Raw genomic sequence first — 23,802 nt, 5'->3', positions numbered from 1 at the left:
CCAAGTTCTCAAGATCGTCCCGAGAACTTGGCCGATTGCATAGCATATTTTTTATATTTTGTCAAATCACAGCACGCGCAACAAACTGGGAATTGTCGAAATTGCGCTCATGGTTTGGATGTCGGCTAAAGCGCTGTTAAAGTTACCCTCGCGCACGTCGTGAGTCACTAAAACAATTTCCGCGAGGCGATCGCGCATCCCCGTTTGGACGACGGATTCCAAGCTGACGCCGTGGTTGCCGAAGCAGGTACCGAGTTGACCGATGACGCCGGGTTGGTCTTCGGTGAGCAGGCGCACGTAGAAGCGGGTAACGACTTCTTCCATCGAGGCGATCGAGCAGTAATGTTGATGGCTGCAGCCGATCAGGGGATGGGGAATCGGTTCGCTTTCCGTTTTCAAAACGGCGGCGACGTTGAGCAGGTCGGCGACCACCGCGCTCGCCGTCGGTCCGGCTCCGGCGCCCGGGCCGTAGAACATCACCTGTCCGATCGGGTCGCCTTCGATGAAGATCGCGTTATAAACGCCGTCGATACTGGCGAGGGGATGGGTTTTGGGGACTAGAGTGGGATGGACGCGCAATTGCAAGCGATCTTCGCTATGTTCGGGGTTTTGGCTTTCCCGTTTGGCGATCGCCAGTAATTTGATCGTAAATCCGAGTTTTTCCGCGTAGCTGATATCGGCGGCGCTCACCTTGCGGATGCCTTCGGCGTAGACGCGATCGCGATCGATCCGTCCGCCAAACGCCAAACTTGCCAAAATCGCAATTTTATCCGCCGCATCGAGACCGTCAACGTCGGCGGTGGGATCGGCTTCCGCGTAGCCGAGTGTTTGCGCGTCGGCGAGCACCTCGCCAAAGTCGGCCCCTTCCCGTTGCATCCGGGTCAGAATATAGTTGGTCGTACCGTTCACAATTCCGGTGACGCTTTGAATGCGGTTGGCGCCGAGGGATTGTTTGAGGGGTTGGATCACCGGAATGCCGCCGCCGACAGAGGCTTCGAGCATCACGTAGACGCCTTTTTCGTTGGCGGCGGTAAAGATTTCGGCGCCGTGGCGAGCGATGACCGCTTTATTGGCGGTGACCACGTGTTTGCCGTGGGCGATCGCCTGGAGGATGAGCGATCGCGCGGGTTCCAAACCGCCGATCAGCTCGACCACGATCTCGATTTCGCGATCGCTGACGATCGCCTCCAAATCTGCGGTTAACACCCCTTCGGGGAACTGAACGGCCCGAGGTTTGTCCGGCGATCGCACGCCGACGCGATGAATTTCTAACTCTTTTAATAAGGGATGGCGACCTGCGGGATCGAGCAGAATCTGCGCCGTTCCCGTCCCTACCGTTCCCAATCCCAGCAAACCGACTTTAAACGCCACGATCGATACTTAAGTCAACACTACATAAAACTAACAGAAATTCTAACGCTTTCTAAACGCACGAAGGGCGAATCGCCCAGTCGCGCCCCTCCATTTAAGTGGGGAGGTCGCGTCCGAGCGATTCGCCTCCGGCGTCGCTAACGCGATCGCGCATTCAGTTCAACCGTTACCCTTCATGCCGCACGGAAGCTGCTATTAGTAGGTTTCCACGTGCCAGCGATGGGCTTTTTTCAGTTGTTTTTGGTAATCGGACCAATCGATCCCCTGTTTGGAGGTTACTGCCGACATTCCGGCATCGATCCCGTCTTCCATGCCTTTGAGACCGCAGATATAGCCGTGGGTGTTATCTTTTTGCAGCAGTTGCCAAATTTCCTCGGCGTTTTCGGCGATCCGGTCTTGGATGTACATCTTGCCGCCTTGAGCGTTTTGCTGTTCGCGGCTGATCGCGTAGGTGAGGCGGAAGTTCTCGGGGAACTCTTTTTGTAATTGTTCGAGTTCTTCTTTGTAAAGGATGTTGGCGGTGTAAGGAATGCCGAAGAACAGCCAAGCGAGACCCTTGAACTGATAATCTTCGTGTTTTTCTTTGAACATGCGCCACAAGAAGGCACGGAACGGGGCGATCCCGGTTCCGGTGGCGATCATGATAACCGTAGCCTCTTCGTCGTCGGGGAGCAGCATTTCTTTCCCGACCGGCCCGGTGATTTGAACGTCATCGCCGGAATTGAGGTTGCACAGGAAAGAAGAGCAGACCCCATAGACGGTTTCGTTAGTTTCGGGATGTTGGTAAACCAGCTCGCGCACGCACAGAGAAACCGTTTTATCGTCTTCGTTGTCGCCGTGGCGGGTCGAGGCGATCGAGTAGAGACGTAATTTGTGAGGTTTGCCTTTTTCATCTTCCCCGGGGGGGATGATGCCAATACTTTGACCTTCGAGATAGCGTAAATCGCCGCCCGAAATATCAAAAACTAAATGTTGGACGCGACCGCTTCCGCCTTCTCTGACGAGGGCTTCGTTGCTCAAACATTTGCCAATATAAGGATTTTTAGGCTTGTAGATGTTAACGGGAATGTCTTTCGCTTTAGCCTTGGCTTTAGCTTTTTTGTCCTTCGCTTGAGTCATCGGCTTACTCGGTTGTGATTGAGGTTCGGCCTGGGGTGCCTCGGCGACGGTATTCTTTTTACTGCCATTGGCGTTGGCGATCGCCTCTGCCGCTTCACTCAAGGGGCGAATGCTGACGATTTTGCCCCCCATTTTCGCGATCCGGCGCATCTCTTGGTTCATCCGGTCGTAAGGCACCGTAATCAACATACTGCCACTGCGACGGATCGGGCTGTTGTTTTGAACACTTTCTGTGTTTTGGCTCAAGCCAACGACTTCATAAACAAAAAAACGGTTTCCGGCTTGCGTATTTGCTGACTTCCCAACGGCGCTTGAATTGTACATAGATTTGGATCTCTGAGTCTTTTTGAATTTACTTCCTGCTCGGTCTTGAGATGAGGCGCTCTACGCGCGATCTATTCCTTACTCCTGGCAATAGAAACTCGATCTCGTGCCATTAGAGGCGATCGCCTCCCTTTCGCTAGGGATTAATTATCTCCTGATTCGGTCAGGAAAAAAACTTGAACGCTATTCTCTAGATTACCGCCCGACGGTCCCCCAACGGATTCAATCTGGGGTGGACTGTCCCACTGACGGCCATTGATGGGTGATTTGGAGGCTCGCCCTTGTCGGTTGGGACTCGTTGAGGAGCGCGCCGAGCCTTCTGGGAATCCTGGCGATCGCCACCGCCGTGCTGGCACGGGTCAAATTTTACGTTAGAACTGCACTTTTTCAAACGGGCGATCGGCTCGGGCCGCTCCCTCGCTCCCGAACTCGTCGATCCTTCCCCGTGGAGGCGATCGCCGAAAATCTAACATTTCATGACATCGAGCCGATCTCAATAGCCCTCCGAGCACTCAACTCGTCGAGGCGATCGACCCTCGATCCACCCCTGTAGGGAGGCTCGGCGATCGCCCGATCTAACCCCTTTAACTCTTCGGTAAAATTCAATAACCGCGCTCGTCTAATGGTAGGATTATTCAGGGATTTGTAGCTCTTACGAATTAACTAGACCTCAATATGGCAATATAGAATCAATTTTATTGTCTTTATGCAAGGGAAGCGGGGCTTACCCGCTTGCAAAGGAGCAATCGCTTTTCGCGGTATGAAAGCGATCCCAATAACAAAAACTAGAGCAACATGCTCGCATGGGCTGACAATCCAGTCTTTTACGCCCTAGGCGCCTGTCCGAGCGGATTGTAGCGCGACAACCAAGCGCCCCAGACAAACTTACCCCTTGGGAAGCCGGGGGTCTGCCTGTGGAGGCTGAGTCAAACCAAACTAGGCTTGCCTAGCAAGGCATCGGCTGTTGAAGCAGGAAGCTGCTTGTCCGTTGCACAACCATAACAATGACAAGCGGTACTTCACCCTGAGCTGAAGGTACTAAGACGCAATTATCGATAGAGGGAATCTATGACGAGTAAGCCGGATCGCGTGGTTTTAATTGCTGTTGCCGGGGACTCCGGATGCGGAAAATCAACTTTTTTACGCCGCTTGTCCGACCTGTTCGGCGAAGAACTGATGACCGTCATCTGCTTGGACGACTATCACAGTTTAGACCGGAAACAGCGCAAAGAGCAGAAGGTAACCGCGCTCGACCCCAGAGCCAACAACTTCGACCTGATGTACGAGCAAGTCAAAGCTCTGAAAAACGGTCAGGCGATTGACAAACCGATCTACAACCACGAAACCGGAGAGATCGACCCGCCAGAACGGATCGAACCCAATCGCATCATCGTGATTGAAGGACTTCATCCTCTCTACGACGAACGGGTACGCGAATTAGTTGATTTCAGTGTTTACCTCGATATCAGCGACGAGGTCAAAATCGCCTGGAAAATTCAACGGGATATGGCCGAACGCGGTCACCGCTATGAAGATGTCCTCGCCGCCATTAACGCCCGTCGTCCCGATTTTAGCGCCTACATCGAACCCCAACGCGGTCATGCCGATGTCGTCCTGCGGGTTCTGCCGACCCAACTGATCCCCGACGACAAAGAACGCAAAGTCCTGCGGGTTCAGATGATCCAACGCTACGGCGTTCACGGCATGGATCCCGTTTATCTGTTCGACGAAGGCTCCACCATTCACTGGACCCCGTGCGGTCGCAAATTAACCTGTCCGTATCCCGGTATCAAAATGTACTACGGTCCGGACAGCTTTGAAGGACATGAAGTCTCGATCCTCGAAGTAGACGGTCAATTCGACAACCTCGAAGAAATGATCTACATCGAGAGCCATCTGAGCAACACCAACACCAAGTTCTACGGCGAGTTGACCGAACTACTCCTGCAACACCGCGACTATCCCGGATCCATCAACGGAACGGGCTTGTTCCAAGTGTTGACCGGACTCAAAATGCGTGCGACTTACGATCGCCTGACCTCTACGGAAACGAAAGTCGAAGCCAAAGTGTAAACGGCGATCGCTTTCAGTTGAAATCAATTATCGACGCGAGAGATTTGGCTCTCGCGTTTTTTTTAGGTTTTTTTAGGCAATTGCGGGTTCACACGGGCCAAAGGTGATAGACAACAGACAAAACAGCAACCCTCTGTAGGACGCTCCTCTTCTCCCGACTCCCGACTCCCCACTCCCCACCTCCAACCGCCTATGGCAAAATGAGACAAGATTCTCAACAACCAGCCGATTCAATCACCAGCTTGACGTTTACCTGATGACCTCCACCTTTACCAACTTACCCAGTCAATACGATCCATTTACTGCCGAAGCCAAATGGCAGCAGTTCTGGGAAGAACGCCAGACCTTTAAAGCCGATCCCGATCGTCCCGGCGAACCTTACTGCGTGGTCATCCCGCCACCGAACGTCACCGGAAGCCTCCACATGGGTCACGCCTTCGAGAGTGCCTTGATCGATACCCTAGTGCGCTACCATCGCATGAAAGGATGCAATACCCTCTGGCTTCCGGGAACCGACCACGCCAGTATCGCCGTTCAAGCCTTACTCGATAAAGAACTCAAACAACAAGGCAAAACCCGCCACGAGATCGGACGGGAAAAATTTCTCGATCGCGCCTGGCAGTGGAAAGAAGAATCCGGCGGTAAAATTGTCAATCAATTGCGCCGTCTCGGCGTGTCCGTAGACTGGACTCGCGAACGCTTCACCATGGATGAAGGCTTGTGCGACGCCGTTCTCGAAGCCTTCGTCTCCCTTTACAACGAAGGACTGATCTATCGCGGTCAGTACATGGTCAACTGGTGTCCCGGAACGCAATCGGCGGTGTCCGATTTGGAGGTCGAACAAAAAGAAGTCAACGGTCACTTGTGGCATTTTCGCTATCCCCTCAGTGACGGTTCCGGGTTTTTGGAAGTCGCTACGACCCGACCGGAAACCATGCTCGGCGATACTGGGGTGGCAGTCAATCCAGAAGACGATCGCTACACCCATTTAATCGGCAAAACCCTGACCTTGCCCATTATGAATCGCGAAATCCCCATCGTGGCGGATGAATGGGTCGATCGCGAATTCGGAACCGGATGTGTCAAAGTCACCCCCGCCCACGATCCGAATGACTTTGCAATGGGTCGGCGCCATAACTTGCCCTCGATTAATATTATGAATAAGGACGGCACCCTCAACGAAAATGCCGGACCGTTCGAGGGCTTAGACCGTTTTGAGGCACGCAAAGCCGTCGTCAAGCGCTTGGAAAGCGAAGGGGTCTTAGTCAAAGTCGAAGACTACAAGCATACCGTTCCCTACAGCGATCGCGGTAAAGTCCCCGTAGAACCGCTCATCTCTACCCAGTGGTTCGTCAAAATCGAATCCCTCTCCCAACAAGCCCTGAGTGCCTTAGACGATCGCCACGAACCGCACTTTGTTCCCGAACGCTGGACGAAAGTGTATCGCGATTGGCTCGTCAGTCTCAAAGATTGGTGCATCTCCCGCCAACTGTGGTGGGGTCACCAAATCCCGGCGTGGTACGCCATCAGCGAAACCGGGGATGAAATTACCGATAATACCCCCTTCGCCGTCGCCAAAACCGAAGCCGAGGCGATCGCCCAACTCCAAGCCCAATTCGGCGAAAACGTCAAAGTCGCCCAAGACCCGGACGTTCTCGATACCTGGTTCTCCTCCGGACTGTGGCCGTTTTCCACCCTCGGCTGGCCCGACAACACCGCCGACTTCCAAACCTACTATCCCACCACCACCCTCGTCACCGGATTCGATATCATCTTCTTCTGGGTAGCGCGCATGGCGATGATGGCGGGTCACTTCACCGGAAAAATCCCCTTTAAAGATGTCTACATCCACGGGTTAGTCCGGGACGAAAACAATAAAAAAATGTCGAAATCGGCGGGAAATGGCATCGATCCGTTGATTTTAATCGACAAATACGGCACCGACGCCCTCCGTTATACCTTGATCCGGGAAGTCGCGGGCGCCGGACAAGATATCCGTCTGGAGTACAACCGCAAAACGGACGAGTCAGTTTCCGTGGAAGCGTCGCGCAACTTTACCAACAAATTGTGGAATGCGGCCCGCTTCGTGATGATGAACTTGGACGGACAGACCCCGCAACAGTTGGGAACCCCAGCAGCGTCGGCCCTGGAGTTGAGCGATCGCTGGATCCTGTCGCGCTTCAATCAAACCGTGCGGCAGTCTCGGGAACACCTCGATCGCTACGGCTTGGGAGAAGCCGCCAAAGGGCTTTACGAGTTCATTTGGGGCGACTTCTGCGACTGGTATATCGAATTAGTCAAATCCCGCCTGCAAGGGGAACCCGGCCCCTCTCGAACCGTGGCGCAGCAAACCTTAGCCCACGTTTTAGAAGGGATTCTCAAGTTACTGCATCCCTTCATGCCCCATATTACCGAGGAAATTTGGCATACCCTCACCCAAATCGGCGAGGAAGAGACGTTAGCCTTGCAACTTTATCCGGAAACGCAAGGGGAGTTCGTCGATTTAGAATTAGAATCGGATTTCGACTTGCTGATCGCAACCGTGCGCACTTTGCGGAATTTGCGCGCCGAAGCGGATATCAAGCCGAGTGCCAAAATTAAGGCGATTTTACAAAGTGAAAGCGCCAAAGAACGGGAAATTTTAGCCAAAGGCGAAGCCTACTTACACGATTTGGCCAAAGTCGAAGAATCGACGATCGCCGCCACTATAGACGGGGATCTACCGCAAACGATCGCCTCCGTGGTCGGAACCGTACAGGTGTTGGTTCCCCTGGCCGGAGTCGTCGATATCGAGGCGTTAAAGGCCAAATTGGAGAAAAATTTGGCAAAAGTCGAAGGAGAAGTCAAATCCCTCTCCGGACGGCTTGCCAATCGCAAATTTGTCGATAAAGCGCCGGAAGAGGTGGTGCGCGGCGCCCGCGAAAGTCTGGCGGAAGCGGAAAAACAGGCGGAAATTTTGCGCGATCGCCTGCGCCGCTTTAGCGAAAATTAAAACTTAGAGAAGCAACGCGCGATTATAATAGCCTCGATCGCGCATTGCTTCCCAGGGAGGGTTCTTCAGGGCCACCATCTATGCTCTATTTAGCCCAGGTTCAGAAGAAAGGTTTTTTAGGAAAAACGGGTTTGCGCCTGTTGGCGTATCGCAAATCGGCGTATACTTGGCGACTCGTCGGCGAATCTGAGAACATTGTCGCGAACGAGGCGAGTGGGTGGAGTGAAGGGGTATTACTGTTAGTCGAATTGTCGCGAGACCGTCAAGTGCGATCGGTCGAAGAAGCGACCGGATGGATTTTAGAAACGATCGATCGCTGTCTCAGTCAAGGAATCGGCCCGGAGGCGATCGAACGGGAATTAGAAGGGGTGGAAAACTGGCGCCACTCGTTGACGTTGCAAAGTCAAGAGTTATCTCGCCAACGTGTGGAATTAGAGGCGCGACGAGACCAGTTACAAGAGTTAGAAGAAAAGTTAAAAGCAGAACAACGGCGGTTGGAGGCGATCGCCAAACAATTGCGATCGCAGATGGATTCTTGAGAGACTGTCGATAAAAAAATCTAAAAAAATCTAGTAGGGGTTTGGTTACCAAACCCTCGAGAAGTTGGGGTAACCCCCCGTCGCCACGACCGATGCGGTCTCCATGGCCTGTTTGGTTACCAAACCCTCGAGAAGTTGGGGTAACCCTCCGGCGATGGCTTCCTCTCAAACCGGGTTCTTATACCATTTTTCAAAAACGATCGGAGAGATCGAGGGTTTATAAAAATGGCATTAATGCTTATAGCCTTTTCCTCTGCTATGCAAGACATTTAGATCCCCCTAAATCCCCCTCGCCAGGTAGGGGTTTGGTTACCCAACCCCTACTTTCCTCGTTCCCCCCGAAATCCCCCCAACCCCCCTTTGAAAGGGGGGCGAAGAGGGGATAGGGGACTCGACACTGTACCTCATCAGACGCCCGAGTGCTGTATTTTATAAACAGTGTCTAAAATTTTAGATTTTTAGATTTTTAGACTTTAGTCCTTGTCGTTACTTTAGTCAATTTTTGCTGTAAAGGAATCGAGATTGCAAATTCCGTTCCTTCACCCCAAGTGGAATGACAGAACAAATCGCCGCCATGTTGTTCGACGATAATTTGATAGGCAATCGACAAACCCAATCCGGTTCCTTTCCCTACGGGTTTCGTCGTAAAAAACGGATCGAACAAACGCTCTTTTGTTGCTTCTTTCATGCCGATTCCGTTGTCAGAAATATAAATGCCTACACGATTGCCCTCTAATAAGCGCGTCCGAATTTTAATTTTACCGCGATCGCCTGACTGGGTCGAAGATTGATGATTGCCGTGGGCGGATTTTGCCAAAACTAGGCGCTGTTCGATCGCGTCGATCGCGTTGGAAAGAATGTGCAGAAAGACTTGGTTGAGTTGACTGGCGTAACATTCGATTAACGGTAATTTTCCGTAATCTTCGATCAGTTCCACCCCATTTAATCCTAATTTTTGTTTGATGCGACCTTCTAAAATTGTCAGCGCACTGTCGATTCCCGAATGAATATCGATCGGTTTCATTTCCGCTTCGTCCAAACGCGAAAACGTCCGCAGGGAGATAACGATATCGCGAATGCGATCGGCGCCATTTTTCATCGATTTCAGCATTTTAGGAAAATCGGCGATCGAGTACTCTAAATCGATTTCTTCCAGAAACTCATTAATTTCCGGTTCCGCATTGGGATAACATTCCTGATACAGTTCTAACAACTCTAATAATTCTTGAAGATAAGTTTCTGCATGAACTAAGTTGGCGTAAATAAAATTAATCGGGTTATTGATTTCGTGAGCGATACCAGCGACGAGCTGACCCAAACTCGACATTTTCTCGGTTTGAATCAGTTGCGCTTGGGTTTTGCGTAGCTCGCGCAAAGTTTGTTCCATTTCTGCGGCTTGCAGCCGATATTTTTCTTCGGACTTTTGCAAAGCAAATGCCGCTTGTTTGCGTTCGGCAATTTCAGAAATTAATTCTTTATTTGCTCGCGACAGTTCTTCCGTGCGCTCTTTGACGCGATGTTCTAATTTCTCTTTAGCTTTTTGCAGTTCGGTAAATTTTTGTTCTAATGTCGCTTTCATTAATTTAAAATTTTCAATTAATGAATTGATTTCAGTGACTTCACTCGACGGCCAATAGACGGTACGATTTTCGTTGAGTTTTTCGGGTAAATTAGTCGTTACGACCGCTAACTGCGAAAGGGGTTTGACTAAAGAACGAGTTACCGGAACGGCAAAAGCGATCGCCAATACGGAAATTCCAAATAAAATCCCTAGGGTTTTAATATAGCGGCGATGGACACTTTCAATATAAGGGGCGGCTGATGTTTCTAAGATCAGTTTCCACGACAAATTACTCGAAATTTCCAATTCGAGAACGTAAAAAGAGTTGTTCCAACGCTGCATGAGTGGCATTCCCGGATCGGAGGGTTTCCACAGATAACTGTTGTCTCCTAACGTTTCTATGTTGCCCTCTTTTCGTAGGTCTAGGATTGACAAAAGTCGGCGATCGCCCTTACTGCTAATCAACACTTGATTGTTGGCATCCACCACCGTCATTCTTAAGGGAAACGGATAAGAATGAGATCTGATAATATTTTGCAGAGAACTAAAATTGACTTCGGCAATAGTATAACCGAGTTTCTTGTTATTTTCCCGAACGGGAATGCAAAAAGAAATGAGAGGGAATTTGCGATTGTTGACAGTGCGATCGTAAATTTTCGGTCGGGTGCTATCGCAAATATCTGGGAGAACTTGCACGGATTGAATCGCACCGATCGCACGATTTTCACGAGCAATTTCTAGTTGTTGGCGATCGAGAAAATAAAGCCTTTCGAGATCGGGTAAAATTTGGCTGGTGAGCGCCAAACTGCGATCGAAGTCAAAGGAAGAACTGAACTCCCATTCCGTGGCGATTTGACTTAAATCCTCAAGGGTATTCAAATGCTTTTCATGCCACAAGCGCAACTCGGCAGCAATATCTGAGGAAATCATCGATAAATTAGTTTTAATATCGAGTTGGACTTGTTTAAAGGTTTCTTGTCCGTCGAGAACGGTGAGCAGGAATAGAGGGAAGAAAACGAAGGAAATTAATAAATTAAATAAAGTGTGGTAAAAAGAAATCGTTTTACTGACCTTGAGGCGATCGACCCATTCGTAAAGGGGGGTATGGAACACGATCGCGCTGGCAATTAAAGCATTGAAAATCCCGTTAACGGCTTGTTTGAAAACAATTAAAAAAGTAGAAGCGGTTTCGACTTGCATGATACCGCCGTAAGTCATCCAAATAAGCGGTATGCCAATGCAGGACCAGTAAACTGCATCTAAAAGAACCATATTGCCCTTGCGATCGCGCAAAAACCAACTCACAAATAGGGCTTCTGCGGTAAAAATGAGCATGGCGTAGGGATGACCCCAAGCGAAAAATGTCGGGCTTGAGGTCAAAAAAGCGGCTAGGGTTGCGGAAAAACAGCCATACAACCGGGCGATAATTAAAACGGCAATACTTCCAAATAAAAAATCGACGCCGAAAAATAGGGGAAGTTTATAAATATTGCCAAAATAGGCGAGCAAGGTCAGCAATAGCAATCCAATTAATGGTTTGCGTTGCACTTGAAGGAGGGAAGGCGGAGTCAAGGGACGATTAAAATTCATTTTCTGCACGACTGAATTAGAATAACGTGGCGAGATCGCCCTAGAGGAAAGTCAATAATGAGATAACCTATAAATTGACATCGAATTGACGATCGAAATTGATGACTTATTTAATGCAGCGATTCACCCGAGGTTGCCATTTGATTTCTGTCAGGTAAGCCAGGGTAAATAAAACGATCGCATTGATGACATACATGAACCAAGTTTTGGGGGAAAATGAATTCAATCCCCACTGTACCAAAATGGGATAACTTAAGAGGTACAGACTGTATGAAATCGGCGCGATCGCCGCACATTTACCTAGTAATAAATCAAAGCCAACTAAGCGGTAACGATACCAAATAAGCCCCACACCCAGCCCCAAGAAAGCGGCAAAGAAATGACGAAACATTAAAAAAGGATAGTAACCTGGTTTGAGATCTTCAAGCCAGAATAACGGTAAGCTGGTCGCAACTACAGCCAGACCGAGACCGATAAAAATTGGTTGCAAGTTTCTGTAAGTGAAGGTGCGATCGCGCAAAAAGACTTCCGCACATTCGACACCCACCCACCATAAAATAAAATAAGATAAAATGAGAGCAATTTGATTGGGAATGGCTACGTAAATTGCGTAAAAAAGGATTGAAAAGGCAGCGATCGAATAAATTCTTTTATTATTTTTGGGTAAATATTTGTAGGCGGGGTAAAACATCAAATAAAACCACCATTCATAAGACAAAAACCACAAGGGCAAATTCCCTAAAAATGGATAAAACCACGTTCCGGGTTTGACGCTGCCGAAGTCCTGTAACAGTAATAAGTTTCCGGCTAAATCGTACCAAGAAAACTCCTCGATCGCTTTCCCTCGAAGGGCGGCGATCGCCAGGGATACCAAAAAGGTTATTACTAAAGGAAAATAGATCCGACGGAATCTCCGGACAAAAAAAGTTCTAAACAGTGTTTTCGGATGGCGTTCTAAGGATAGCCTCACGACAAAACCACTGAGAATAAAAAAAATGATGACAACTTCTTGACCTGCAGAAAATAAGAGTTTTAGATTCCCCGAAACTAATTCTTTTCCGTAGAGACCGTAAACGAAATTATGGAGTAAAATATATAGACAAGCCGCCCCCCGAATAGCATCTAATTTCTGGATGTAGAATCTCTTGGCCATATTGGGTAATGGTTTTTCGCAAGATAAAATTAGTCCGATTTGAGCGATCGCGCCGGAAATTCCAATCGGATTCAAAACCGGAGTTAACTTAAAATCGAGTCAAAAAGACCCTAATTTCGGGGTTGGGCGAGCAGTCAAGCAACAGTAAGCCCCGGTTGAAATCTAAAATTTTGGGTGACTTTTCTAGCTTAAATTAAGCTACAATTGCCAGGGTTCAAAGAACTAAAATCATCGATAATTTTTGGGGTCAATTGGCGCAATACCCTCATTTTAACGGTCAACAGAGTCATTGCAAGCACTTAAAATTAAAGATTTGAATTTTTCCTCTAAGATTTGATGAAAGCAAAACATCGCGATCGCCGGGACATGTTAACTAAATAAGGGGTTCGGAGGGTTATCGATTCCCCACCCGGCGGGCAGGGCAAAGCCCTAGAATGGGGAGGATGAGATCGGCAACCTGTAGCCATAGCTTGTGGTAAACTAGAGAATAGAGTAGCCCAGAGACTCTGGGGAAAGGAAACCGCCTGTCAAGTCGGTCTGTCTGGGGTCTATGACCTAGATAAGTGGCGTGGGGCAGGAATTGCCTAACTGCGAAGTTGGGAAGCCCGCACCAGATCCGTAGGGTCAGCGTCGGGAAAATGTCACGATCTATGTAACTCATGTTGAGGGCAATCGTTCTCTGAGCTGGAGAGCGATCGGCGGTAAACGGACAGCCGCGAGCTTCAGCGAAGCGATCGCGCCGTGTAGTCCCGGTCGAATCCCAGCGATCGAACGATCGACCCGGTCGGAGTTTTCAGTCATCATTACTATCGATTTCGACTGACTGTAAGGGCGAAACCTTCAAATTTCCTACGTCATTCGCGCCGTGGAATCTGCACGAAGCTGAGTGTACTCGGCGTTAAGTCAAAGAATTTTCGGAAATTTGAGAGGATTGCAGCCCCTTCGTGACGTTGGCGCCAAGTGGGCCAAACGCCCGTTTCGAGCTGACGTTGGAGTGCATCGGTGGGCTGAATCAGCGATTTTAGAGCCGCATCGTCGGTTAACCCGCGGTGGATGCACAGATTTGATGCAAATTGACGCAAATATTTCAGGAGGTCAAATGACACAAGTCGTAGTCGGAAAAGACGAAGCGATCGAATCCGCCTTACGCCGCTTTAAACGCCAAGTTTCGCGAGAAGGTCTGTTTGCGGATATGAAACGTCGGCGGTTTTATGAAACTCCCTTGGAAAAACGCAAGCGGAAAGAAGTGGCGCGTCGCCGCAAGAGTCGCCGCTATCGTTAACGATCGCCGACCCACGGCCACGGCGCCAATCCGCGACAATATATCCTAAAATCGGCAAGGGCTTGGTTTCTAACCAGGCCCTTGCGATCGTTTCGCCTTCGTCCCCTCACTGTTCCAGGGGATCTTAATACGACTTCAACACTCGTTCGATTTCTCGGTTTTGCTGGCGTTTCTTGAGGGTTTCGCGTTTGTCGTGCAGTTGTTTCCCTTTCGCCAAAGCCAAACCGACTTTAACCAAACCGCGCTTGAGATACATCCGCGTCGGAACTAAGGTCAATCCTTTTTGTTCGACTTTACCGATTAATTTGCGAATTTCATACCCGTGTAATAACAATTTGCGCGTCCGACGCGGTTCGTGGTTGAAAAATTCACTCGCGGTTTGATAGGGAGAAATGTGGACGTTGTGCAACCACACTTCGCCATTGCGGATTAATGCATAACCGTCGCGCAGGTTGACTTTCCCTTGACGGATCGATTTAACTTCGGTCCCTTTTAACTCGATTCCCGCTTCGTAGGTGTCGAGAATTTCGTATTGGTGGCGAACTTGCCGATTGTCGCTAACGATTTTAATGCCTTCGCTGGTTTTTGCCATAAAAATTTAGTTGTAAAGATCGATTGAAGAGCCAGACTCTTTCTATTTTAGGTTTTAGATTTTAAATTTTACAGTTTCCCGGAGCGATCGCCCGACCCGGACGAGGCAAAACCCCCGTGACGACGGCAACAGGGGGTTTTCTCTCTCGGTGGCGGCGCGATCGCCGCCACGCCGCGTCAACGGGTGATTTTTTCTTGACCGAAATTGCGAACCCCCCAGACGGCCCAGCGTCCCTCGGCTTCGTCGTCGTCGAGGTCGTATTCTAAAACGGCGAAGTTCTCTCCCGGTCCCCAACCGACGACGAACCAATCCCCCGATCGCAGGCCCACCCCTCGATAGGTCTCGTCATCGACTTCCCAGGTGACCTGGTAGGCGTCGCGATCGGGTTCGATCGTCAAACGACCGTCGTAGGAAGACTCGCTGCGTCCGGGGTCGGTACTGACCGTGCGATATTCCCCTTCCAAGCGTCCGGAACGCCCTCCCGTCGCCTTTTCCGTCCCCACATTGCCATCCGCCGTGGAGAGACTCCAGCGTCCGTCTAAGCGGTTGCCGTCATCTTCGATTTTGTAAAGGGCAACTCCGTAAATTTCCGCTTCCCGTCCGTATCCGACCAGGAGTTTGCCGTCTTCGACAAACCCCAAACCCGTATAGTCGCCTTCTGAAGTTTCCCATTGGAGTCGGTAGAGGCGATCGTCCGGATCGCCGATCGCCTCGATTTCGACGGTTCCGGTGTATTCGTTGCCGTTGGGGGCTTCGCCTTCGCGAATGTTCCAAATGCCTTCGGGATCGATATCGTCGTCGTTATTCCACCAGAAGGCGATCGCCTCCCCTTGGGGAGAGACCCGCGTCTCCATCGGGCCGAGACCTGCGGCGATCGCGCTGGCACTCCCCCCGAGTAGGGCGATCGAAAGCATCGCTAAACTGGCTGTAAGTCGCTGTTGCATGGTAATTTCTCCTCGATCCGAGGTGCGGCATCTAGTTTGCAGGGGCGATCGTCGTACCCGCCCCACCTTTGTTTATTCACAAGCCGCCTCGGACTCTCCCTATGTTTGGACGCGATCGCGAGGGCAAGGGTTGCGATCGGGTTTATTTAAGATTTGCTACGTTACAAAACAACCGATCGAAATCCGCCCGTTTTGGGTCAAAATGTAGGATTTTGCAATATTTTGAGCGAATTAACCGAAATCTCTTCTGTAGTTTTTCAATATTTATATTAGCCAATCTTATCGCTAATATTATTAACTTTTGTAAAAACCTTGACAATTCCCACTCAAACCGTAACAATAGATACAGAAACGAATCGTTCATCTCTCTGAAGCCTCAATAACTGCCGGATATGCAATCTAGAGGTCGCTGGAGAGACGGAAGTAGGGAATTTTCCCGAAGGAACGCGCCTCAAAATTGCTACAGCCAGTTATTTAGGAGGCGACCCTCATGCAATTAACTTATCGCGGAATCACCTACGAATACACTCCCCCCACCGTTCAAGAAACTGAAGGGACTCTGAGTGGTCGTTATCGTGGTTTAGATTGGCAGTTCTGCAACGTTCAAAAGCAACCCGTGCAACAAACGAATGTGGAGCTGAAATATCGCGGAGTTAGCTACAACCCGGCTGAAACGGTAGCGGTCAATGCGCCGGAAGAAAAAGCGCGCTACCGGATGATGAAACGCGATCGCCGCGTCCAAAAACGCCAACGTTCGATGTTGAGCCGCTTGGCGGGCGAAGTCGGTCTCGGATTGGCGTTCTAAGCGCACCGGATAGATAAAGATTGCCAAAATCGAATAGGCTAAACCCAATGAAGGCACGAATTTCGTGCCTTCATTGCTTCTAGAGGATTTTTTAAAATCCCCGCCCTCCTTCGCGAGGGTCTTTTTTTTTGGCCAAAAATCTTTGGGCAAAAATCTAGTGCGGCCAGCGTTCCCGACAATCGACCGATAAGATAAAACCTACATCTAGATTGGCGAAGAAGACTCCAGGGCTGCATTATAGGCGAAGAACAAAGCTCGAAAAGACCCAGTCGAAACCGCTTCGGGCGCATCTACACCGCATCAAAATCTAAAATCGTATAAACAGGTTGCAACAGGTAGGGCTATGTCCGAATTCGAGAAATCAGCAGCAACTCAGGGGTTGACCCCACCGAAGTCGCCTCCCGAGAGTTCGCCGCGACCGAGAGGGGGGTCGCCGCTTTGGTCGTGGGTGACCCGGTTACTCGGACCGTTTTCGGAAACCGATCGCGCCAATCGCCTGTACGAGGCGAAGAATTATCAAGGGGCGATCGCCTTTTACGATCGCGCCCTGGCGAAAAAGCGCAATTTACCGAAAGTTTGGCTCAAACGCGGTATGGCCCTGATGAACTTGCACCGCTACGAAGAGGCGATCGCGTCTTACGACGGGGCGATCGCTTTGCGTCCGGATGACTATTGGGCGTGGACGTTGCGGGGGCGATCGCTGTTTCACTTGCAACATTATCAAGAAGCCCTCGCCTCGTTAGATCAAGGGATCGAGATCGAACGCAAGGGATATGAAGCATGGTACTATCGGGCGCGATCGCTCGACGCCTTGCAAAAGTACACCGACGCCTGGGACGCTTACGATCGCGTGGTGCAACTCAAGCCGAATTTGCCGGGGGGTTGGTACTATCGCGGACTGCTGGCGATCGAACTGCAACGCTACGCCGAGGCGATCGCCGCTTTCGAGAACGTGGTCAAACAACAAGCGGACAACGCCGCCGCCTGGTTTTATCAGGGAATCGCCCTCGAACAGTTGCAACGCTACACCGAGGCGATCGCCGCTTACGACGAAGCCCTCAAGCTGCAACCGGACAACCCCGCCGCCTGGTTCAATCGCGGCGTCGCCCTCGATCGCCTCGGACGCCATACCGATGCGGTGTCCTGCTTCGATCGCGTCTTGCAACAAGTCACCAACAATCCGGTGGTCTGGTTTTATAAAGGGAAAGCCCTGCGTCACCAGTGGGCGCAAGCGGCGATCGCCTGTTTCGACAAGGCGATCGAACTGCGATCGCAGTGGCCCGAAGTCTGGATGAATCGCGGGATTGCCCTGTCTGACTGCGGTCAGTACGAAGACGCCCTGACCGCGTTCGATCGCGCCACGACGATCGACCCGAACTTACCCGCCGCCTGGTTGGGACGGGGGATGGCGCTTTACGGATTGCAGCGTTACAGCGAGGCGATTCTCGCTTACAGCAATGCGTTGCAAATCGAGCCGAATTTGACCGAAGCCTGGTATCACCGGGGGATGGCGTTGGAGAAAATGGAGCAGCATGAGGACGCCCTCGCCGCTTACGAGAAGGTCATCGCCGTGAGTCAGGATGCTACCTTTGTCTATCGCGGTTGGGTGAAATGTAGTGACGTGTTGGAGAAGTTGGGGCGCTACGAAGCGTCCCTCGAAGCCTTCGATCGCGTCATCGAACTCAAACCGAACGACGGGGAAGCGTGGATGAAACGGGGGGATCTACTCTATCAGTTGGAGCGATTTATCGAGGCGATCGCCGCTTACGACCGGGCGATTCAAATTTGGCCGAAATATCTCGAATGCTGGATGAAACGGGGGAAAGCGCTGACCCGCTTATCTCAGTATGCCGCCGCGATCGCCGCTTACGATAACGCGATCGGGATTAAGCCGACCCATGCTTTAGCGTGGATCAAACGGGGTGAAGTGTTCGAGAAACTGCACCGCTATCCCGAAGCGTTGAAATCTTACGGCGTGGCGATCGAAGTCCAACCCGACTCCGCCGAGGCGATCGACAAACGCAATCGCCTCCTCGAAAAAATCCAAGAATCCCCCCTCGATTTACCCGAAACCGAGTGACGGCGCGATCGCCCCTAGAACCCCTCATTCTCGCGCCAGCAAGAGTCTACCCTCTATCTCACATCATTCCCTCAATCTCAACTCTCAACTCCCCATGAACAAAATCCTCGGGGTCACTACCGCCCTTCTTTCCCCACTTTGCCTCGCCGTCGATGCGGGATATGCCGTCAATCCCAACCACCTGCAACAACTCCTCGCTACCAACGAATGCCGCTACTGCGACTTAAGCGGCGCCGACCTCACCGGGGCCGACCTGCGCGAAGCCGACCTCATCGGCGCCAACTTGCGAAAGGCGATCCTCGATGAAGCCGACTTGACCGATGCCAATCTCACGGGCGCCGACCTACAAAGTGCGTCTGCCGTCGCCGCCAATCTGTTTAGCGCTAAACTCATCAACACTAATCTCACGGCGGTCAATTTCCATCAAGCGATTTTAGTCAGTACGGATTTAACCGGGGCGGATTTAACCGGGGCGATTCTGACCGAGGTCACCGGATTGGAAGAATCCCGTTAATCTTGGCAGAGTTCCCGTTGGATTCGAGATGATTTAACGATCCTTTGAAAAACATTATTGGCTTAGATCGTTCAGTTTCAAGATCTAATAGCTTACAATATTTACCGAATTTGCCGATAACAACAATAACGCTTCTAGACCCAAAATAGATAATTTTAAATGCAATATCAATTAATTTTACGACAGGGAAAACAACTCGACGGCGATCGCGCGGATATCGGTATTGTTGACGGTAAAATTGCAACGATCGCGGCGCAAATCGACGGGACGGGCGATCGTGAAATCGACCTCGACGGACGCCTCGTCAGCCCGCCATTTGTCGAGTCCCACATTCATCTCGATTCCGCTTTAACCGCCGGACAACCCCGCCCCAATCAAAGCGGCACCCTTTTTGAAGGCATTGAAATTTGGGGCGATCGCAAAACCGATTTAACCGTCGAAGATGTTAAAAATCGTGCCATTTCCACCCTCAAACAACAAGCCGCCCAAGGCATCCTGTTCGTGCGATCGCACGTCGATGTCAGCGCCCCAGATTTAACCGCCTTACACGCCTTACTCGACGTTCGCGAAACCGTCAAAGATTGGATAACTTTACAAATTGTTGCCTTTCCTCAAGATGGCATCTACTCCCATCCAGACAACGAACAATTAATCGAAAAAGCATTAACTTTAGGCGCCGATGTCGTCGGGGGCATTCCCCACTATGAATTCACCCGAGAAGATGGGGTCAACTCCGTTCGTCGCATCTTTGAATTAGCGCAAAAATACGATCGCCTCATCGATATTCACTGCGATGAAATTGACGACGACCACTCCCGTTTTTTAGAAGTCGTCGCCGCTTGCGCCATTCGCACCGGATGGCATTCTAAAGTCACTGCCAGTCACACCACGGCGTTCGCTGCTTATAATAATGCCTATGCCACCAAATTAATGGGCTTATTGGGGCGATCGCGCATCAACTTTGTCGCCAATCCCTTAATTAATATTACCCTACAAGGTCGCAGCGATACCTATCCCAAACGGCGCGGAATTACCCGAGTTAAAGAACTGTGGCAAAATGGCTTAAATGTTTCCCTCGGACACGATTGTATTCAAGATCCGTGGTACGCCTTGGGAACGGGAAATATGCTCGATGTCGCTTATATGGCCGTTCACGTTTGCCAAATGACCGGATTAGCTGAAATTGACGCTTGTTATGACATGATAACCGCCGGGGGTGCCAAAACCCTGAATTTAAAAAATTATGGAATCAAAGTCGGCAACGATGCCAATTTAATTGTTTTAGACGCAAAAAATCGCTTTGATGCCTTGCGCCGTCGCCCTACCGTTTCTCATGTTATCTCCCGGGGACGGCTAATTTTTGAAACGCGATCGGCGGCAACTTGTTGTTATTTAGAATAAGAAGAATACAGCAATTTTTGCTGTATAAGAATCATCACTGCTCAATTTCGATCGTTCTTACCCGGCGACTCGTAAGGTTGCCCCGCGAACCGTTACCATGAAAACGAGGTGGAACCGTCAAATCGGGTCAACTCACTGCACAATAGAGCGTTCAGGAGGAAATCTCATGGCTTTAACCCCTTCGACGATGTTAGATCTCGGTACGACTGCACCGGATTTTCAACTTCCCGATACGATCTCCGGTCAAATGATTTCCCTCAAGACTTTCAGCGATTGCAAAGGGTTACTGGTGATGTTTATTTGTCGTCACTGTCCCTTTGTCAAACACGTGCAAGAAGAACTCGCCAATCTCGGTAAAGATTATCGAGATAAAAATATCGGGATGGTGGCGATTAGTGCGAATAATGTCGGCACTCATCCCGACGATGCACCGGAAAAGCTCAAGGAAATGGCCCAGGAACTCGGGTTTAATTTTCCATTTTGCTATGACGAAACTCAGGAGGTTGCTAAAGCGTATACGGCAGCTTGTACGCCGGATTTCTTTTTATTTGACGGCGATCGCGCGTTGGTTTATCGCGGTCAACTCGACGATTCCCGTCCCGGTAATAATATCCCAGTCAGTGGGAAAGATTTACGGGCGGCCCTCGATGCGATCGTTGCAGGAAATCCCGTTCCTTCAGAGCAGAAACCGAGTATCGGTTGTAATATTAAGTGGAAACCGGGCAGCGAACCGCCTTATTTTGGGGCTTAAATCGATGAAAGCTCAATCGATGTTTTGAATCATTGCAGGGATTGAAAATTGAGTTATAGCACTTCTGACTTCCATGACGGAGGATCTCCCTAAATCTTGCCGATTCAGGAAGACTTCAGAAGAGGTTTCGTCCCCGATCGGGTTGCAAATTTTGTCATTGTTGATTGAGTTGAGGACGACCCGATCGCATCTTGCCCAAGGGGGAATGAAAGATCGCGAAGATTTGCCAATGGATAAGGATAAAGATCGTGAAAGTAGCATTTCTCGGCACTGGATTAATGGGTCTACCCATGGCCCGACGTTTGTTAACCCATGGCGTCGAAACGATCGCCTACAATCGCACCCCGGAAAAACTCGACCCTTTGCGCGCGGCGGGGGCGACGGTGGTCGAGTCCAGCAGGGAAGCGCTACAAAGATGTGACTGTGCGGTGTTGATGCTGACGGACGCGCGGGCGATTCGCGAGGTGGTCTTGTCGGGGTCGGCGCGCGATACGCTGAAAGGACGGGCGATCGTCCAGATGGGAACGATCGCCCCGGATGAAAGCCGTTCTCTGGCCCGGGAGGTGAGCGATCTCGGCGGCGAATATCTCGAAGCCCCGGTACTCGGTAGCATTCCGGAAGCGAAGGCGGGCAAGTTGTTGGTCATGGTTGGCAGTACGGCGCCGCAGTTCGATCGCTGGCGTCCCCTGTTACAAAATTTTGGGGAAGACCCCCGTTATATCGGCGAGGTCGGTGCGGCGGCGGCGGTGAAATTGGCGCTCAACCAGTTAATTGCGGCGCTGACGGCGGCGTTTTCGCTCAGTTTGGGGTTCGTGCGCCGCCAGGGGGCGGATGTGGATGCTTTTATGGAGATTTTGCGCCAAAGCGCCCTCTACGCGCCGACCTTCGATAAAAAGCTATCGCGGATGAGCGATCGCGATTACGAGAACCCGAATTTTCCGACGAAGCACTTACTCAAAGATACGAAGTTGTTTCTCGGGGAAAGTCAATCCCTGGGTCTCGACGATCGCGCTTTGGACGCGGTACGCGAAATTTTAGAGGCGGCGATCGCCCGTAATTTAGCCGAAATGGATTATTCTGCTTTATTTGAAGTGGTGGATCCGCCTCACTAAAATGCTTGCAGGCTGGGAGTTGTGGCGATCTCTGGCGACGGGGCGATCGCCAAAATCGATCGGAAGTTGCCCCGGTGTCACGTTTTGGGATACACTACACTTCCTGCCACTCCAGCCGACGAGCGATCGCCTCGCTCACTGTCCTCTTATTGTCCGAATCGCGGCAAGGAGATCGATCGCGATGGATCTGCCTGTTATTTCCTCTACCTTCTTGCTGACGCTGTTGTTAGGGGTGGGTTTGTTCTTCTTCATTCGGGCGTCGGTCAAAGACCGTACCGAAGAGATGACCTTCCGGGTCGTCAACTCCGAAGAAGCAACCCTCAAGCAAGTTCAGGATTATTTCGAGCAGCGCGCCTATCGTTTGGCGAAGGTCGATCCGGAAAACAACCGGGTCACTTACGAAGGATTCGTGCGTCCGAGTTGGTTCCTCGCCAGCTTTTTAACCCTCCTGGCGGCGATCGGCTTGTTATGTTTGTCTTTAGTCTGGTGGACTGTTCTCCCGAAAGGGGGCGTCTGGTTTCTCTCCGTGCTGTTGTTGTCTCCTTTGGCGGGGTGGTTCTACTGGAAAAATGCCGCCCGTCCCGAACGAGTCGCCGTGGCGATCGCCTCGGCGCCGAGCGATCGCCACGGCGAAAGCGAGTCCGCAGCGTCGGAACTCGAAATCGTGTTAATCGGTCATCGAGACGAGTTGGCCACCTTCCGTCAGACCCTCCACTGGCCCTTAAAATAGGGCTGGAGACAGGTTCCACAGAAATAAACCCCACTCAAACACGGTTGAATGGGGTCGATATCTGAATTGGCGCAGTTATCCGGTCAAGCCAAGCGCTCGATCGAGGGACAATAGAAATTCCCAATATTCTTATAGAAAGCTTTATTCCAATCTGTCTTAGCGACTGTTAACAGCCACGTTGGCAACCGTTTCCGGACTACCTTCGACAATCTTCAAACTTGGGAACAGGAAGTGATTTTCTTCCACATACTGAGCGCCGAACAACCCTTTTTCGGCCCAAAAGTACCGATCGGTGGTATGCTCGTTACGTTTGACTAACAGCAAAGCGGGCGGGACGATCCCTTCAGCCTTGATGTATTTTCGAGCGGCTGTAACTGGCTTATCTTCACCACTTTCGATACTATACTGAGGCACGTGCTCTAGAATTCTGCGCCCTTCTTGGCGGCGACGGCTCTTGCGCTTACGTCTCCTTGCCAAATTCCTTACCTCCTCTTTCAGCCGACGGTTGTAGTGATAGTTACAAAAGCCGTCGTGATTATATCGTCTTCACTGCAAAAGATCAATGGGGCTTAATTTTTCTGATAGGACGGACGCGATCGCCTCAAAATCAATAAACACGGGGGTTCTTGCCCGACTATACAAAACGAACCCCGATCGCCTGCTTCACAAAAATTAAAAAATTGTAAATTAGGTTTAAGAAGACCGCGATCGCGCCTTGGCGAGCGGCGATCGCGGCTCTCAGTCCGGGCGATCGCCTCGGCAAAGAACAGCTTGGGGACCGTCGGTAATGTAACGCAGTTGACCGGAAGCCCCCCGGAGAAAGTGAAGCGAAATTGTATCCTAGCATTCAATCTGGCCAACTCCCAAAG

The 23,802-nt window shown here is 50.8% G+C and carries 20 protein-coding genes and 1 riboswitch; of the genes, 11 read left to right on the top strand and 9 right to left on the bottom strand.

Features of this window, described 5'->3' with window-relative positions:
• Positions 1–66 precede the first annotated feature (66 nt).
• The 3 genes from JJD41_RS16505 to JJD41_RS16495 form a co-directional block, all read right to left on the bottom strand.
• Complete coding sequence (locus JJD41_RS16505; RefSeq protein ID WP_200668484.1) at positions 67–1,371, bottom strand: homoserine dehydrogenase; 1,305 nt, start codon at positions 1,369–1,371, stop codon at positions 67–69.
• Positions 1,372–1,566: 195 nt separating this feature from the next.
• A complete protein-coding gene (gene petH, locus JJD41_RS16500) occupies positions 1,567–2,814 on the bottom strand; it encodes a ferredoxin--NADP reductase (protein ID WP_200668482.1) in 1,248 nt (415 codons plus the stop codon).
• 222 nt (positions 2,815–3,036) lie between these two features.
• Positions 3,037–3,177, bottom strand: a complete 141-nt coding sequence (locus tag JJD41_RS16495; RefSeq protein ID WP_200668480.1) for a hypothetical protein — start codon at positions 3,175–3,177, stop codon at positions 3,037–3,039.
• A 705-nt stretch (positions 3,178–3,882) separates the two neighbouring features.
• On the opposite strand from JJD41_RS16495, the gene JJD41_RS16490 reads away from it, so the two are divergent.
• The 3 genes from JJD41_RS16490 (at position 3,883) to JJD41_RS16480 (ending at position 8,418) form a co-directional block, all read left to right on the top strand.
• The gene (locus tag JJD41_RS16490; RefSeq protein WP_200668478.1) at positions 3,883–4,887 is read left to right on the top strand and encodes a phosphoribulokinase; all 1,005 of its coding nucleotides are present in this window, start codon (positions 3,883–3,885) and stop codon (positions 4,885–4,887) included.
• 256 nt (positions 4,888–5,143) lie between these two features.
• Positions 5,144–7,879 carry a valine--tRNA ligase gene (locus JJD41_RS16485; protein WP_200668476.1) on the top strand — a complete coding sequence of 912 codons (2,736 nt, stop codon included), beginning with the start codon at positions 5,144–5,146 and terminating at the stop codon, positions 7,877–7,879.
• A gap of 80 nt (positions 7,880–7,959) precedes the next feature.
• Complete coding sequence (locus JJD41_RS16480; RefSeq protein ID WP_200668467.1) at positions 7,960–8,418, top strand: hypothetical protein; 459 nt, start codon at positions 7,960–7,962, stop codon at positions 8,416–8,418.
• A gap of 466 nt (positions 8,419–8,884) precedes the next feature.
• On the opposite strand, the gene JJD41_RS16475 is transcribed toward JJD41_RS16480, so the two are convergent.
• Entirely contained in the window at positions 8,885–11,569 is a 2,685-nt protein-coding gene (locus JJD41_RS16475; protein WP_234488874.1) for a sensor histidine kinase, read from the bottom strand.
• A gap of 106 nt (positions 11,570–11,675) precedes the next feature.
• Positions 11,676–12,797 carry an acyltransferase family protein gene (locus JJD41_RS16470; protein WP_200668465.1) on the bottom strand — a complete coding sequence of 374 codons (1,122 nt, stop codon included), beginning with the start codon at positions 12,795–12,797 and terminating at the stop codon, positions 11,676–11,678.
• A gap of 1,024 nt (positions 12,798–13,821) precedes the next feature.
• On the opposite strand from JJD41_RS16470, the gene rpsU reads away from it, so the two are divergent.
• Positions 13,822–14,004 (top strand): 30S ribosomal protein S21, encoded by a 183-nt coding sequence (rpsU, locus tag JJD41_RS16460; RefSeq protein ID WP_168571063.1) that lies wholly within the window; start codon positions 13,822–13,824, stop codon positions 14,002–14,004.
• 124 nt (positions 14,005–14,128) lie between these two features.
• Here rpsU and smpB read toward each other — a convergent pair whose 3' ends face one another.
• Genes smpB through JJD41_RS16450 form a run of 3 tightly spaced genes read right to left on the bottom strand, consistent with a single transcriptional unit; the run spans position 14,129 to position 15,540 of the window.
• Positions 14,129–14,596: an SsrA-binding protein SmpB gene (gene smpB / locus JJD41_RS16455; RefSeq protein WP_168571062.1), complete on the bottom strand. Its 468-nt coding sequence runs from the start codon at positions 14,594–14,596 to the stop codon at positions 14,129–14,131.
• Positions 14,597–14,650: 54 nt separating this feature from the next.
• A complete protein-coding gene (locus JJD41_RS25405; RefSeq protein ID WP_255547345.1) occupies positions 14,651–14,776 on the bottom strand; it encodes a hypothetical protein in 126 nt (41 codons plus the stop codon).
• Positions 14,773–15,540 (bottom strand): hypothetical protein, encoded by a 768-nt coding sequence (locus JJD41_RS16450; RefSeq protein ID WP_200668452.1) that lies wholly within the window; start codon positions 15,538–15,540, stop codon positions 14,773–14,775. Before JJD41_RS16450 ends, JJD41_RS25405 begins: the two co-directional genes overlap by 4 nt.
• A 355-nt stretch (positions 15,541–15,895) precedes the next feature.
• Positions 15,896–15,991, top strand: a riboswitch (Glutamine riboswitch).
• 39 nt (positions 15,992–16,030) lie between these two features.
• Between JJD41_RS16450 and JJD41_RS16445 the strand changes: the two genes are divergently transcribed.
• From JJD41_RS16445 to JJD41_RS16415, 7 genes are all read left to right on the top strand, one after another.
• Positions 16,031–16,345, top strand: coding sequence for a DUF4278 domain-containing protein (locus JJD41_RS16445; RefSeq protein WP_200668442.1), 315 nt, complete (start codon positions 16,031–16,033; stop codon positions 16,343–16,345).
• Between the two features lie 343 nt (positions 16,346–16,688).
• On the top strand, positions 16,689–18,425 hold the full coding sequence (locus JJD41_RS16440) for a tetratricopeptide repeat protein (RefSeq protein ID WP_200668440.1): 1,737 nt from the start codon (positions 16,689–16,691) through the stop codon (positions 18,423–18,425).
• 94 nt (positions 18,426–18,519) lie between these two features.
• On the top strand, positions 18,520–18,939 hold the full coding sequence (locus JJD41_RS16435) for a pentapeptide repeat-containing protein (protein ID WP_200668429.1): 420 nt from the start codon (positions 18,520–18,522) through the stop codon (positions 18,937–18,939).
• Between the two features lie 159 nt (positions 18,940–19,098).
• Entirely contained in the window at positions 19,099–20,340 is a 1,242-nt protein-coding gene (codA, locus tag JJD41_RS16430) for a cytosine deaminase (RefSeq protein WP_200668427.1), read from the top strand.
• Positions 20,341–20,506: 166 nt separating this feature from the next.
• Positions 20,507–21,091, top strand: a complete 585-nt coding sequence (locus tag JJD41_RS16425) for a thioredoxin family protein (protein ID WP_200668425.1) — start codon at positions 20,507–20,509, stop codon at positions 21,089–21,091.
• A 248-nt stretch (positions 21,092–21,339) separates the two neighbouring features.
• Positions 21,340–22,203, top strand: coding sequence for an NAD(P)-dependent oxidoreductase (locus JJD41_RS16420; RefSeq protein ID WP_200668423.1), 864 nt, complete (start codon positions 21,340–21,342; stop codon positions 22,201–22,203).
• Position 22,204: 1 nt separating this feature from the next.
• A complete protein-coding gene (locus JJD41_RS16415) occupies positions 22,205–22,933 on the top strand; it encodes a cofactor assembly of complex C subunit B (protein WP_234488873.1) in 729 nt (242 codons plus the stop codon).
• A 156-nt stretch (positions 22,934–23,089) separates the two neighbouring features.
• Here JJD41_RS16415 and JJD41_RS16410 read toward each other — a convergent pair whose 3' ends face one another.
• A complete protein-coding gene (locus JJD41_RS16410) occupies positions 23,090–23,410 on the bottom strand; it encodes a DUF3155 domain-containing protein (protein WP_168571053.1) in 321 nt (106 codons plus the stop codon).
• Positions 23,411–23,802 lie beyond the last annotated feature (392 nt).

It is taken from the genome of Oxynema mangrovii CENA135, from assembly GCF_016632315.1.
GTDB classification, from domain to species: Bacteria; Cyanobacteriota; Cyanobacteriia; order Cyanobacteriales; family Laspinemataceae; genus Oxynema; species Oxynema aestuarii.
Note: the sequence above shows the minus strand (reverse complement) of the source record. Positions and strands in the feature narration are given on the sequence as shown.

Coding starts and splice junctions, on each gene's coding strand:
- petH (WP_200668482.1), bottom strand. CDS start 2,814: ATGTACAATTCAAGCGCCGTTGGGAAGTCAGCAAATACGCAAGCCGGA.
- JJD41_RS16490 (WP_200668478.1), top strand. CDS start 3,883: ATGACGAGTAAGCCGGATCGCGTGGTTTTAATTGCTGTTGCCGGGGAC.
- JJD41_RS16485 (WP_200668476.1), top strand. CDS start 5,144: ATGACCTCCACCTTTACCAACTTACCCAGTCAATACGATCCATTTACT.
- JJD41_RS16480 (WP_200668467.1), top strand. CDS start 7,960: ATGCTCTATTTAGCCCAGGTTCAGAAGAAAGGTTTTTTAGGAAAAACG.
- JJD41_RS16475 (WP_234488874.1), bottom strand. CDS start 11,569: ATGAATTTTAATCGTCCCTTGACTCCGCCTTCCCTCCTTCAAGTGCAA.
- rpsU (WP_168571063.1), top strand. CDS start 13,822: ATGACACAAGTCGTAGTCGGAAAAGACGAAGCGATCGAATCCGCCTTA.
- smpB (WP_168571062.1), bottom strand. CDS start 14,596: ATGGCAAAAACCAGCGAAGGCATTAAAATCGTTAGCGACAATCGGCAA.
- JJD41_RS16450 (WP_200668452.1), bottom strand. CDS start 15,540: ATGCAACAGCGACTTACAGCCAGTTTAGCGATGCTTTCGATCGCCCTA.
- JJD41_RS16445 (WP_200668442.1), top strand. CDS start 16,031: ATGCAATTAACTTATCGCGGAATCACCTACGAATACACTCCCCCCACC.
- JJD41_RS16440 (WP_200668440.1), top strand. CDS start 16,689: ATGTCCGAATTCGAGAAATCAGCAGCAACTCAGGGGTTGACCCCACCG.
- JJD41_RS16435 (WP_200668429.1), top strand. CDS start 18,520: ATGAACAAAATCCTCGGGGTCACTACCGCCCTTCTTTCCCCACTTTGC.
- codA (WP_200668427.1), top strand. CDS start 19,099: ATGCAATATCAATTAATTTTACGACAGGGAAAACAACTCGACGGCGAT.
- JJD41_RS16425 (WP_200668425.1), top strand. CDS start 20,507: ATGGCTTTAACCCCTTCGACGATGTTAGATCTCGGTACGACTGCACCG.
- JJD41_RS16415 (WP_234488873.1), top strand. CDS start 22,205: ATGCTTGCAGGCTGGGAGTTGTGGCGATCTCTGGCGACGGGGCGATCG.